This window comes from Cupriavidus sp. WKF15, from assembly GCF_029278605.1.
Lineage (GTDB): Bacteria > Pseudomonadota > Gammaproteobacteria > Burkholderiales > Burkholderiaceae > Cupriavidus.
On sequence record NZ_CP119572.1, the window covers coordinates 3539210 to 3551561 of the forward strand.

Annotated in this window: 13 protein-coding genes; 9 read left to right on the plus strand and 4 right to left on the minus strand. The window is 66.8% G+C overall.

Annotated features, from left to right (window positions below; translation table 11 throughout):
* Nucleotides 1–5: 5 nt before the first annotated feature.
* The gene (gene rsmI, locus CupriaWKF_RS16515) at nucleotides 6–902 is read left to right on the plus strand and encodes a 16S rRNA (cytidine(1402)-2'-O)-methyltransferase (RefSeq protein WP_276098868.1); all 897 of its coding nucleotides are present in this window, start codon (nucleotides 6–8) and stop codon (nucleotides 900–902) included.
* 66 nt (nucleotides 903–968) lie between these two features.
* Here the strand turns inward: rsmI and CupriaWKF_RS16520 are convergent, their stop codons facing one another.
* Nucleotides 969–1712 carry a septal ring lytic transglycosylase RlpA family protein gene (locus CupriaWKF_RS16520; protein ID WP_276098869.1) on the minus strand — a complete coding sequence of 248 codons (744 nt, stop codon included), beginning with the start codon at nucleotides 1710–1712 and terminating at the stop codon, nucleotides 969–971.
* A gap of 259 nt (nucleotides 1713–1971) precedes the next feature.
* Between CupriaWKF_RS16520 and CupriaWKF_RS16525 the strand changes: the two genes are divergently transcribed.
* The 3 genes from CupriaWKF_RS16525 (at nucleotide 1972) to CupriaWKF_RS16535 (ending at nucleotide 3708) form a co-directional block, all read left to right on the plus strand.
* On the plus strand, nucleotides 1972–2622 hold the full coding sequence (locus tag CupriaWKF_RS16525; protein ID WP_276098870.1) for an MBL fold metallo-hydrolase: 651 nt from the start codon (nucleotides 1972–1974) through the stop codon (nucleotides 2620–2622).
* Between the two features lie 25 nt (nucleotides 2623–2647).
* On the plus strand, nucleotides 2648–3295 hold the full coding sequence (locus CupriaWKF_RS16530; RefSeq protein WP_276098871.1) for an exonuclease: 648 nt from the start codon (nucleotides 2648–2650) through the stop codon (nucleotides 3293–3295).
* A gap of 185 nt (nucleotides 3296–3480) precedes the next feature.
* Nucleotides 3481–3708, plus strand: coding sequence for a hypothetical protein (locus CupriaWKF_RS16535; protein ID WP_276098872.1), 228 nt, complete (start codon nucleotides 3481–3483; stop codon nucleotides 3706–3708).
* Nucleotides 3709–3790: 82 nt separating this feature from the next.
* On the opposite strand, the gene arsC is transcribed toward CupriaWKF_RS16535, so the two are convergent.
* Nucleotides 3791–4150, minus strand: a complete 360-nt coding sequence (arsC, locus tag CupriaWKF_RS16540) for an arsenate reductase (glutaredoxin) (RefSeq protein ID WP_276098873.1) — start codon at nucleotides 4148–4150, stop codon at nucleotides 3791–3793.
* Between the two features lie 142 nt (nucleotides 4151–4292).
* Between arsC and CupriaWKF_RS16545 the strand changes: the two genes are divergently transcribed.
* Nucleotides 4293–4868: a GNAT family N-acetyltransferase gene (locus CupriaWKF_RS16545; RefSeq protein ID WP_276100848.1), complete on the plus strand. Its 576-nt coding sequence runs from the start codon at nucleotides 4293–4295 to the stop codon at nucleotides 4866–4868.
* Nucleotides 4869–5074: 206 nt separating this feature from the next.
* On the opposite strand, the gene CupriaWKF_RS16550 is transcribed toward CupriaWKF_RS16545, so the two are convergent.
* A complete protein-coding gene (locus CupriaWKF_RS16550) occupies nucleotides 5075–6343 on the minus strand; it encodes a M20/M25/M40 family metallo-hydrolase (protein WP_276098874.1) in 1269 nt (422 codons plus the stop codon).
* 56 nt (nucleotides 6344–6399) lie between these two features.
* Nucleotides 6400–7653: an allantoate amidohydrolase gene (locus tag CupriaWKF_RS16555; RefSeq protein WP_276098875.1), complete on the minus strand. Its 1254-nt coding sequence runs from the start codon at nucleotides 7651–7653 to the stop codon at nucleotides 6400–6402.
* 406 nt (nucleotides 7654–8059) lie between these two features.
* Here CupriaWKF_RS16555 and CupriaWKF_RS16560 point away from each other — a divergent pair, with 406 nt between their 5' ends.
* The 4 genes from CupriaWKF_RS16560 to CupriaWKF_RS16575 all read left to right on the plus strand — a co-directional run bounded on the left by CupriaWKF_RS16560 (nucleotide 8060) and on the right by CupriaWKF_RS16575 (nucleotide 12327).
* Nucleotides 8060–9451, plus strand: a complete 1392-nt coding sequence (locus CupriaWKF_RS16560) for a C4-dicarboxylate transporter DctA (RefSeq protein ID WP_276098876.1) — start codon at nucleotides 8060–8062, stop codon at nucleotides 9449–9451.
* A 47-nt stretch (nucleotides 9452–9498) separates the two neighbouring features.
* Nucleotides 9499–10191, plus strand: coding sequence for a GntR family transcriptional regulator (locus CupriaWKF_RS16565; protein ID WP_276100849.1), 693 nt, complete (start codon nucleotides 9499–9501; stop codon nucleotides 10189–10191).
* Nucleotides 10192–10709: 518 nt separating this feature from the next.
* The gene (locus CupriaWKF_RS16570; RefSeq protein WP_276098877.1) at nucleotides 10710–11510 is read left to right on the plus strand and encodes an SDR family oxidoreductase; all 801 of its coding nucleotides are present in this window, start codon (nucleotides 10710–10712) and stop codon (nucleotides 11508–11510) included.
* Between the two features lie 31 nt (nucleotides 11511–11541).
* Nucleotides 11542–12327 carry an enoyl-CoA hydratase-related protein gene (locus tag CupriaWKF_RS16575; RefSeq protein WP_276098878.1) on the plus strand — a complete coding sequence of 262 codons (786 nt, stop codon included), beginning with the start codon at nucleotides 11542–11544 and terminating at the stop codon, nucleotides 12325–12327.
* Nucleotides 12328–12352 lie beyond the last annotated feature (25 nt).

The following is a 12352-nucleotide window of genomic DNA, read 5'->3' on the forward strand; positions in this document are numbered from 1 at the left end:
TTCTCATGAGTGACTGGATCTCGCTGGCGGCCGGCCAGTCGTACCCGGCCGGCACGCTGTACGTCGTGGCGACCCCGATCGGCAATGTGGCGGACCTGTCGCTGCGCGCGCTGCATGTGCTGGGCCTGGCCGATGCCATTGCCTGCGAAGACACGCGCAATACCGGGCAACTGCTGTCGCGCGTGGGCCTGCAGCGCCCGCTGGTCGCCGTGCATGAACATAACGAACGCGAGGCCGCGGTCCGCATCGTGCAGCGCCTGGCCGCCGGCGAGCGCATTGCCTATGTGTCGGACGCCGGCACGCCGGGCATTTCCGATCCTGGCGCGCGGCTGGTGGAGGCCGTGCGCGCCGCTGGCCTGCCGGTGGTGCCGCTGCCCGGCCCCAGTGCCGCCGTGGCGGCGCTGTCGGTCGCCGGCGAGATGCTCGACACCGGCGCTGGCCGTTTCACTTTTGTCGGCTTCCTGCCGAGCAAAGCCAAGGCACGCGCCGAGGCTATCGCCACGCTGGCTGCGCTCGACCACGCCTGGGTCCTGTATGAGGCGCCGCACCGCATTGCCGAGACGCTGGCTGCGCTGGCCGCTGGCCTGCCGGGCACGCGCCGGCTGCTGGTGGGGCGCGAGCTGACCAAGCTGTTCGAGGAAATCCCGGTGATGACCGTGGCCGAGGCGCCTGCGTGGCTGGCGGCAGAGGCCACCCGCGCCAAGGGCGAATTCGTGCTGGTCGTGGAAGGTGCGGCGGGGACTGTGGTTGACGGTGCGCCCGACGCCAAAGCGCAGCGCGTCCTGTCGTTGCTGCTGGCGGAGTTGCCCGCCAAGCGTGCGGCCAAGCTGGCCGCCGCGATCACTGGCGCGGATACCGATGCGCTCTACAAGCTGGCGCTGGCGCAGCGCGGCGGGGACTGAGGGAAAGCGGAGAAAGGCGGAAAAGAGGGCCGGGGCGCGCGGCGGCATGCGTCGGCCCGCGCCGCATCAGCGGCGCTTGTGCTTGGCCGTCGACCTGGCCTTCGCGGACGCCTTGCCCGACTTGGGCGCGAGCGAGTTGGCCAGTTCGGGCACTGCGACATCGTCATCGCCGGCGCCGTCGCCGGCTTCGTTGCCGCCAGCCTCGAACTGCGGTCCCAGCGCAGCCACTTCGGTGCGCGACAGGCGGCGGATTTCCACCTGCGTGGCGCCGTGGTCGACAAAGCCCAGCCGGCGCGCGGCGCCATAGGACACGTCGAGCACGCGGTTGCCATGGTACGGGCCACGGTCATTGATGCGCAGCACGGCCACCTTGTTGTTGCGCAGGTTGCGCACCAGCACCCAGCTGTCGAGCGGCAGCGACGGATGGGCCGCGGTCATCGCGCGCATGTCGAAGCGTTCGCCGTTGGCGGTCTTGCGGCCATGGAAGCCCTTGCCGTACCAGGACGCCATGCCGCGCTGCTCGAACGAGCCCATGTCGGCGCGCAGGCCGTCCAGCGAACGGCCGCTCAGGCTGCTGTCGTCCTGATCGAGACCAAACAGGTTCCAGCTGCCCGTATCGGGCTTGTCGGCCTTGGCGGTTTTCGACGTGCGGGCAGACTTGGTCGGCACCGCGCCGGAAGCCCCGGCGCCCAAAGAATCGCCGCCCTCGGGCGGCGTTGCACAGGCGGCCAGCACCACGGCACATGCCGTGCATGTGCCCAGTTTTGCCAGCCGCTGCCAGCCGGAGGAGATCGACAGAATCCAAGACATCGCGCGAGTCTATCATCGTACCGATGCAGCTATAGCATTGATTTTGTTACGAATTATGTGCGATCTCGCACGAAGGCCGGTCAATTCCCCGGAATCCACCGCCAGGCAAGGGATTCCGGCTGTCGGCCAATACCGGGATGGATGTGATTCAAGCTGCATATTCAGGGCAAGAAACGGGCCTTGCGGTCGGCCGGCGCTACAATGCCGACACAACCCGCCGCATGTGACCGAGCCCACCGCGGCCTACGAAAAATCACCCATGAAAGTCCTGCTGATCCCCGTTACGCCCTTCCAGCAAAACTGTTCGCTGCTGATCGACGAGCACACCGGCAAGGCAGCCGTCTGCGATCCCGGCGGCGACCTGGACCGCATCCTGGAGGCCGTGAAGGAACAGGGCGTGACGCTGGAGAAGATCTTCCTGACGCATGGCCACGTGGACCACTGCGCCGGTGCCGCGGCGCTTTCGCGCCAGCTCGGCATCCCCATCGAGGGCCCGCACGAGGATGAGCGCTTCTGGATCGAACAGCTTCCGGAACAAACCCGCCGCTTCGGCTTTGGCCACCCCGAGGCGTTCGAGCCCGATCGCTGGCTCAAGGACGGCGATACCGTCCAGTTCGGCGGCGAAACGCTCGAGGTCTATCACTGCCCGGGCCATACGCCCGGCCACGTGGTGTTCTTTTCGCGCGGGAACCGGCTTGCGGTTGTCGGCGACGTGCTGTTTGCCGGCTCGATCGGCCGCACGGATTTTCCGCGCGGCAACCATGCGGACCTGATCCGCTCGATCCGCACGCGGTTGTGGCCGCTGGGCGAGGACGTGACCTTCATCCCCGGCCACGGTCCGGTGTCGACGTTCGGCGAGGAACGCCGCAACAACCCCTACGTCGCCGACCACCTCATCGACGCGGCCTGACCCGCGGGCCATCCCAGCAAGCGCCATGGCCAAGCGGCAAGCCCCCGATACCCGCCCGGAAATCTACGTCAGCACGGACATCGAGGCCGACGGGCCGATTCCCGGCCCGCATTCGATGCTGTCGTTCGCCTCGGCTGCCATGCTGGCGGACAAGACCGTGGTGGGCACGTTCTCGGCGAACCTGGAAACGCTGCCGGGGGCGGTAGGCCACCCGGTCCAGATGCAATGGTGGGAGACCCAGCCCGAAGCGTGGACCGCCTGCCGCCGCGACCTGCAACGGCCTGAGGAGGCCATGGTGCACTACGTCGAATGGGTCGAGCGCCTGCCCGGCAAGCCGGTCTTCGTGGCGTTTCCGGCCGGCTTCGACTTCACGTGGATGTTCTGGTACATGATGCGCTTCGTCGGCCGCTCGCCGTTCGGCTGGGCCGCGCTCGACGTCAAGACGCTGGGCTTCGCGCTGACCGGGCTGCCGTACCGCAAGACCGTCAAGCCGGCCTTCCCGGACGCATGGAAAGACCCGCTGCCCCATACGCACGTGGCCCTGGACGACGCCCTGGAACAGGGAGCCCTGTTCTGCAATATGCTTGCAGAAGTCCGCGCCCGTGAAGCCAGGCTGGCTTCTGGTGAGGCTTCTGACGTAAGCGAACCTTCACCTCCACCGTTAGCGCCCTAAGCGACCCGTGGCGGCATATGTGCGCGGGCTGGCATCTGCGCCCAGCCCGCCTATAGTAAAGATGCAGGTGGCGACACCGGGTGAAAGCTGACGACTTGCGATTCGCGGACCAAGCGCAATCACGCCATCTGCCTGCGTTCCCCTGTCGCCCGGCCTGCGCGGCTCCCGTCGAGGAGGTGTCGATCATGCGATTTCCTACCGACCTGCACTTCAAGGAACTGGCCGGCCGGATCCATTGGCCGCATCCCGCGCGCAATGACACGCAGATCACTCACCGCCACACCTCGGACGAGGATGCCGAAGTCGCCAAGGCGACCCTGTACGTGAGCACGGTCACGCTGGTCGTGCTGCTCGTGGTGTTGGCGGCAATCGCTTTCGGTCAGGAAGCCATGCACTGGTTGGGTGTTCATTAAACGACTCGCCTGAAGCGATCCAGCTTGACTGACCGGGCCGGCCTTCACTTTGTGAAGGCCGGTTTTATTTCGTCGCTGCGGATCAGGCGAGCAGCGCGGCGACCTTCTCCGGCGGGCGTCCGATGGCCGCCCGGCGGTTGCGCACCACCACCGGCCGCTGCAGCAGGATGGGATTGTCAGCCACGGCAGCCAGCAGCTCTGCGTCGGTCAGGCCAGGATCGGCCAGATCCAGTTCCTGATATGGCGCTTCGTTGTCGCGCAGCATCTCGCGCGCCGACACACCGAGCATGGTCTGAAGCTGGCGCAGCGTGGCCAGCGACGGCGGGGCCTTCAGGTACTCCACGACCTCCACCGGTTCGCCGAGGCGTTCGGCGGCGGCCTCGACCAGGGCCAGCGTTTCGCGCGATTTCGAGCAGCGAGGGTTGTGATAGATCGTGATCATGGCAGGCGTCCTTCTTGTCGAATAATCACGCACTATATACGTGCACCGGCGCAGTGCAAGCTCGTCGGCGGAGCCCGGCACGCATCGTGCTGTTCCGGTGCATATTTATCTTCCCGCGGATTGCGGCGTGTCCACCTCGACCATGACGAACTCCTCCATGCCGGCACCCACGGTGCGGCAGCGCAAGACCTTCACCCTGCGTGATGCCGGACCGGCCGATGTGCCGGCCATCCAGGCCATCTACGCGCATCATGTGCTGCACGGCCGCGCTTCGTTCGAGGAAGTGCCGCCAAACGTCGACGACATGCAGCTGCGCATGGCCGAAGTCCTGCGCAAGGGCCTGCCCTACCTGGTCGCCGAGCGCAACGGCGAGGTGCTGGGATATGCCTACGCGTCGTCGTACCGCGCGCGCAGCGCTTACCGCTTCGCGATCGAGGACTCCATCTACATCGACCACCGCTGTGTCGGCGAGGGCCTGGGTCGGACGTTGCTGGAAGCGCTGATCGCGCGCTGCGAGACCGGACCGTGGCGGCAGATGGTGGCGGTCGTTGCCTGCACCGCCAGCGGCGAGGGCGCGGGGTCGCTGGCCGTGCATGAGCGGCTGGGTTTCCGCACGGTCGGCCGGCTCGAAGCGGTCGGCTTCAAGCATGGGCAGTGGATCGACACGGTATTGATGCAGCGCGAGCTTGGAACCGGGCGAGGCAGTCTGCCGGAGTAGGCGGAGCCACCAGCTTGGTGCATGGAAACGCACTCAGCTGCACAAATCATTGGTTTTACGAATAAATCGGCGGCGATCAATTTCAAGTTGATTCATCCCGTGCATCTATTTGTAGGTTCGTGGCATTCGGTGAGGCTGCGTAGAAGGCAGAAACCAAAACAGCCCGCATCGCTGCGGGCTGTCTTCAAGTTGGTATGGCTGCCGGCTTACTTCATCAGGTCCGACAGCGCCAGCGCCACCACCTTGGTCGCGCGGTTCAGGTCATTGAGGCGCAGGTTCTCGTCCGAGTTGTGGCCGCGCGCTTCCATCAGCGTGCGCGGGCCGGCACCGTACAGCACGGTCGGGATGCCGCACTTGGTGTAGTGGCGCGCGTCGGTGTACAGCGGCACGCCCTGCACCGGGATGTCCACGCCGAACACGGACTCGGCACGGCTCTTCAGCGCGCCGATCAGCTTTTCCACGCCCGGCAGTTCCGACAGCGGCTCGGCCAGGATGATGCGCTCGACCTTCACTTCGATGCCCGGACGGTCCTTGGCGGCCTTTTCCACCACGGCGCGGATCTCGCCCTCGGCGTCGAAGCCGATTTCCTCGGGGATCATGCGGCGGTCGACGCGGAAGGTCACCAGGTCCGGCACCACGTTGGTGTTGATGCCGCCCTTGATCAGGCCGACGTTCAGCGTGGCGGTGTCGATGCCCGGCACCTTGGACTTGCGCGTGGCCAGTTCGGCGCGCAGGCCGTAGATGGCCTGCAGGATGTGCGTGGCGGCCTCGATCGCGTCCACGCCGGTGTGCGGCATGGCGGCGTGGCCCTGCTTGCCCTTCACGGTCACTTCGACGTGCAGGCAGCCGTTGTGCGACGACGTGATGCCGTACGAGAAGCCGGCCGAGATCGCGTAGTCGGCCTTGCTCAGGTTGTTGTCGAGCAGGAACTTGGGACCGATGTCGCCGCCGGTTTCCTCGTCATAGGTGAACTGCAGCTCGACCGCGCCGTTGATCCTGGCGCCCTGCTTCTCGGCTTCCATCAGCGCCAGCACGGCGTAGGTGTAGGTGGCGAAGTCCGACTTGGACACGGCCACGCCGCGGCCGTACATGACCGGGCCGTGCTCGCTATCGGCGATCTCGCCGCCGTACGGGTCCTTGGTCCAGCCCAGGCCCGGGGGCACCACGTCGCCGTGGGCGTTCATGGCGATGACCGGGCCGCCCGTGCCGAACTGCTTGCGCACGATCAGGTTGGTGGCGCTGATCATGCCGGCGGCCTTCACCTGCTCGTCAGGCACCTTGTGCGCTTCGACGGTAAAGCCCAGGCCTTCGAGCAGTTCCTTGGCGCGCTTGCCATGGGCGTCGCAGTCGCCCGGCGGGTTGTCGGAGGGCACCTTGACCAGCTCGGCCAGGAAGGCTTCCTGCTGCGGGCGGTGCTGGTCGATGAACGTCGTCAGCGTGGTTTCGATCGGGTTCATATTGTCTCGTGCGGTCATGTCTTGTTCTCGGGGATTGTGCTGTAGCTTCAGGAAGCGCTCCAGGCGCGCTCGGCTTATTGCTGGCGCCGGAATTGCTCGACGAAATCGCTGAACACGCGCGCGGACAGCTGGGCGTCCTCGGCGGTCATGATTTCGGTGGGGTGGTGGCTGATGCCGCCGTTGCCGCAGCGCACAAAGAGCATGGCCACGTCGGCAATCGCGGCAATGGCCATGGCGTCATGGCCGGCGCCGGAGGGAAGGTGGCGCACCGGCACGCCCTGGCGGGCGATGGCGGCGGCCCATTGCTCCTGCAGCCACGGGGCGCAGGGAACACTCTTGGCTTCGTGCGTCTTGCGCACCTGCGCACGCACGTTGCGGCGTGCGCACACGCGTTCGATTTCGGCCAGCACGTCATTGACGGCGGCCTCGCGCTCGGCGTCTTCGCCGCAGCGGATGTCGATGGAGAATACCGCGCGGCCCGGCACCACGTTGGTGGCGCCATTGGGCACGTTGAACTGGCCGACCGTGCCGACCAGGCCCGGCTTGCCGCCGCAGCGCTTCTCGATGTACAGGCCGATCTCGGCACCGGCCATGGCCGCGTCGCGGCGCATGTCCATTGGCACCGTGCCGGCGTGGCCGGCCAGGCCTTCGAGTTCGACGATGAAGCGGCTCGCGCCGGAAATGGCGGTCACTACGCCGACCGGCAGGCCTTCGTTGAGCAGCACCGGGCCCTGTTCGATATGGACTTCGATGAAGGCCAGCACCTGCTTCGGGTCATGCGCGGCGGCCGGCAGGCCGGCCGGGTCGAAGCCGGCCGCGGCCATCACCTCGCGCATGGTCTTGCCGCTGTCGTCGACGTTGTCCAGCACGTTGTTGTCGAAAGTGCCCGCAATCGCGCGGCTGCCCAGCAGCGTGGCCTTGAAGCGCACGCCCTCTTCTTCCGCGAACCCGACCACCTCGACGGCGAACGGGAAACGCTTGCCCTGGCGGTTCCATTCGGCGACGCAGGCAATCGGCAGGATGACGCCGAGATTGCCGTCATAGCGGCCGCCGTCGCGCACGCTGTCAAAGTGCGAACCGGTCAGCAGCGCGGGGGCGCCCGGATCGGTACCTTCATAGCGGCCGATCACGTTGCCGGCGGCGTCGCGCCGCACCGTCATGCCCGCGGCCTGCATCCACTCGGTCAGCTGCGCGGCGGCACCGTGGTGGGCTTCGGTCAGGTAGGTGCGGGTGAGCATGCCGGGCTGCTCGGTGTGGACGGCCAGGGCGTCGTGCCAGGCCATGATGCGCGTGCCGATGTCTGCGGCCGGCGACTGGTTTGCTGCCATGCGTTGTCTCCTGCTGGAAGGACTTGAAGCGGCGGCACGCGGGCTGGCGGGGGCGCCAGTCGGGGCGCCGTCTGGTTAAAGGCGCCCAGGGCCGAAGCTCTATTCTGTGCGATTCATGGTAGCACAGTGAATTCAAAAATTGCATACAAAAATGATATGCACTATATTCGGTCCAACGTTCAGACAATCTGCTGCGGACAATCCCGTCCCAACAATGGATTGCGCGGATTCCGCCCCAACAGGGGGGCTGTCCGCGAAGTGATGCGTCCGTGACCCGACGGTGCGTCCTGAACGGCAGGCCGGCAGCCCGGATGGTGAATGCAGTACGGGCGGCAGGCATTCCTGGAATCAGATAACGGGCGGGCCAGCGAAAGGCGCCAGGCAGCGACCCGGTACGGAGACAACCATGCAGCACGCAGTCCAGTCGCGCCCCGCCCCTGGTGGCCGCCTCCACACCCGCTTTACCCGCTCGCTGTTCGGCCAGGTGCTGATCGCCCTTGTGATCGGCACGGTGCTCGGCATACTGTTCCCCGAGTTCGCCGCCAAGCTCAAGCCGCTTGGCGATGCCTTCATCAAGCTGGTCAAGATGCTGATCGGCCCCATCGTGTTCTGCGTGGTCGTGGCCGGCATCTGCGGCGCGGGCGAACTCAAGAAGGTCGGCCGCGTGGGCATCAAGGCGGTGGTGTACTTCGAGATCGTCACCACCATAGCGCTGGCGCTTGGCATCCTGCTGGCCTACGTGTTCCATCCGGGCACGGGCATGAACGTGGATCCGCGCTCGCTCGATGCTTCCGCGATTGCAGGCTACATCGAGAACGCCACCAAGGTGAAGAGCGAGGGCACCGCCGACTTCCTGCTCAAGCTGATTCCGAACACGATCATGGGCGCCTTCGCCAGCGGCGACGTGCTGCAGGTGCTGCTGGTCTCGGTGCTGTTCGGCTGTGCGCTGTCGCTGGTCGGGGAAAAGGCCAAGCCGCTGGTGAGCCTGGTCGACACCTTCTCCCACACCCTGTTCAAGATGATGGGCTTCATCATCAAGCTCGCTCCGCTGGGTGTGCTCGGCGCAGTCGCGTTCACGGTCGGCAAGTACGGCATCGGCTCGCTCAAGCAACTCGGCTTCCTGGTGGTGCTGTTCTACGGCGCGGTAATCATCTTCGTGCTCGTGGTGCTGGGGACCATCATGCGGCTGTCCGGCTTCTCCGTGATCAAGCTGATCCGCTACCTGCGCGCCGAACTGCTGGTGGTGCTGGGCACTGCCTCGTCCGACAGCGTGCTGCCGCAGGTGATGAAGAAGCTCGAGTTCATGGGCATCAAGAAGTCCGTGGTCGGCCTGGTGATCCCGACCGGCTACTCGTTCAACCTCGACGCATTCTCGATCTACCTGACCCTGGCAGCCGTGTTCATCGCGCAGGCCACCAACACGCCGCTGGCCATGGGCGACCTGCTCGGCATCCTCGCGGTGGCACTGATCACCTCGAAGGGCGCGCATGGCATCCCCGGCTCGGCCATCGTGATCCTGGCGGCGACGCTGTCGGCGCATCCGGCCATCCCGGCCATCGGCCTGGTGCTGGTGCTTTCCGTCGACTGGTTCATCGGCATTGCCCGCGCCCTGGGCAACCTGATTGGCAACTGCGTGGCCACTGTGGTGGTGGCGGCCTGGGAGAAGGATATCGACCGCGGCCGCGCGCACGACGTGCTCAATGGCAAGGTGCCGGCCACCGAGCTGGACGAGGGCCTGCCGATGGCCGATGCGGCCGAAGCGGTGGCGCCTGTGCCGTCACCCGCGGCGGGGCGCTAGAATCTCGGCATTTCCTCCAACGCGCAGGCCCTGCGCCCATGCAAGCCATGCCCGAGCATATCGATCCCGACATGACCGCCGAAGCGATCGCCGAAGACATCGTCGCGGCGATCGTCTCGCACCGGCTGCCCCCGGGCACCAAGCTGCGCGAGGAAGCCCTGGCCAGCGTCTACCGCGTGAGCCGCACCAAGGTGCGCGCGGCGCTGCTGATGCTGTCCAAGGACAAGGTCATCCAGATCGTGCCGGACAAGGGCGCCTTCGTCGCCAAGCCGAGCGCCGAGGAAGCGCGCGAGGTCTTTGCCGTGCGCCGCATCCTGGAAGCGGCGCTCGCGCGCGAGTTCGTCGCCAAGGCGCGCCCGGCTGACTACAAGCGCATCGACAAGCACCTGTCCGCCGAGCGCAAGTCGATCGAAGGCATCGACGCGCAGACCCGCACCCGGCTGCTAGGCGATTTCCACATCGTGCTGGCCGAAGTGGTCGGCAACAGCGTGCTGACCGAGATGATGCGCGAGCTGTCGACGCGCAGCGCGGTGATCACCATGCTGTACCAGTCGCGGCGCGATGCGGCCTGCTCGTCCGACGAGCACCGCGAATTCATCGAAGCCGCCCGTGCCGGCGATGTCGAGCGCGCCGTGTCGCTGATGGTCGACCACCTGAGCCACGTCGAGGCCGCCCTGCACTTCGAGGAAAACGCACCCGCGGCACGCGGCAAGGACCTGGTTGCGGCGCTGCTCGCCTGACTGCTTGACGCCGGTCAAAGCGTTTGCGCTGACCGCGATGCAATATTGACCCCGCTCGTGAAGACGCGGGGGCGCACTTCACGGGCACTGCGCCTACCCGATCTATCTGGCAGGCCGCCCGCCCACCGCAATGGTGTGCGGGCTTTTTCTTTTAATGGTGCGGGCCTTTTTCTTTTTGTAAGCCTGTCTTCGCCGGTTGCCGCGCCGCCGCGTGGCGCCACATAATTTCCGGTGCTGCGGCGCGGCATTGCGCAGGGCGTGCATGAACGGAATCCGTCTTCGGGTTAGCATGTCGCAGGCCCGAGCCAGCGATAACGACAGACAGGAGACACCCATGCACGCTTGCCCCCACCCTGGCCCCTGCCGCAACTGCCGCAACTGCCGCAACACCTGGCCGAGCGCGCGCGCACCGCGCTGAACCTGTCCCTGCTTCCCCTGCCTCCCTTTACGTGAACCGCCGGCATGCCGCACGCAAGCCGGTGCCTTGTCTCGCTCACCCACTCAACAGAGGGAATCCCATGTCCAGTGCATTCCGCCCTGACGCGCTCGCCGGCAAGACTGTCTTCGTGGCTGGTGGCTCGTCCGGCATCAACCTTGGCATTGCCCAGAGCTTTGCCCGCGCCGGCGCAAAGCTCGCGCTGATCAGCCGCGACCCGGCGCGCGTTGCAGCCGCCGCAGCCACCATCACCGAGGCCGGCGGCACCGCCATCGGCATGGCCGCCGACGTGCGCGACTACGCCGCCGTGGACGCCGCGCTGAAACAGGCGCGCGACACGCTCGGCCCGATCGACATCGTCATCTCGGGCGCGGCCGGCAACTTCCTGGCGCCGGTGGTCGGCATGTCGGCCAACGGCTTCAAGACCGTGGTCGACATCGACCTGATCGGCACGTTCAACGTGTTCCGCGCGTCGTTCGACTACCTGAACAAGCCCGGCGCGTCGCTGATCGCGATCACCGCGCCGCAGGGCGTGAACGCGATGATGTTCCAGGCCCACGCGTGCGCGGCCAAGGCCGGCATCAACATGCTGGTGAAGTGCCTGGCGATGGAATGGGGCCCGGCCGGCGTGCGCGTGAACGGCATTTCTCCCGGCCCGATCGCGGAGACGGAAGGCATGGCGCGCCTGGCACCGACGCCCGAGATGGAAGCGCTCTACAAGGGCCGCCTGCCGCTGCGCGACTACGGCAGCAAGCAGGACATTGCCGATGCCGCGCTGTACCTGAGCTGCGACAACGCGCGCTACGTGACCGGCACCATCCTGGACTGCGACGGCGGCAGCAAGCTCGGCGACGCCTCGGCCAACGCCCTGAAGACCAACTGAACCCCAAGATCATCCGAAGGAATACAGCCCGATGACCTCCCCCGTGCTCTACCACGCCAGCGAAGGCGTGGCCACCATCACCCTGAATCGTCCCGACGTCCTGAACGCACTCAACGCCGACCTGCTGCGCGAGCTGCGCGCGGCCGTGGACCGCGCCGCCGCCGATGAGTCCGTGCGCGCCGTCGTGCTGACCGGCGCCGGCCGCGGCTTCTCCTCGGGCGCGGACCTGTCCGCGCGCCAGAATGCCGGCGGCGAGATGGCCGACTCCGGCGCGCTGCTGCGCGAACGCTATCACCCGATCATCCTCAAGCTGCGCGAGATGCCCAAGCCCGTGATCAGCGCCGTGAACGGCGTTGCCGCCGGCGCCGGCATGAGCATCGCGCTGGCCGCCGACGTGGTGCTGGCGGCGAAGTCGGCTTCGTTCCTGCAGGCATTCTCGAAGATCGGCCTGGTGCCCGATGCCGGCAGCACGTACTTCGTGCCGCGCTACGCGGGCGAGATGCGCGCGCGTGCGCTGGCCATCCTGGCCGAGAAGATCGATGCGGAAGAAGCCCAGCGCATCGGCCTGGTATGGAAGGTCCACGCCGACGACGCGCTGCAGGCCGAGGCCGCCAGGATGGCCAACCACCTGGCCAACATGCCGACCTTCGCCTATGGGCTGATCAAGCAGGCGCTCAACGCCAGCTCCGGCAACGACCTGGCGGCGCAGCTCGAGCTGGAGGCGACGCAGCAGTCGCTGGCCTGCCGCAGCGAGGACTTCCGCGAAGGCGTGGCCGCGTTCGTGGCCAAGCGGCCGCCGCAGTTCAAGGGCCGCTGAGCGCTCCATCGCCGTTTGCATTACC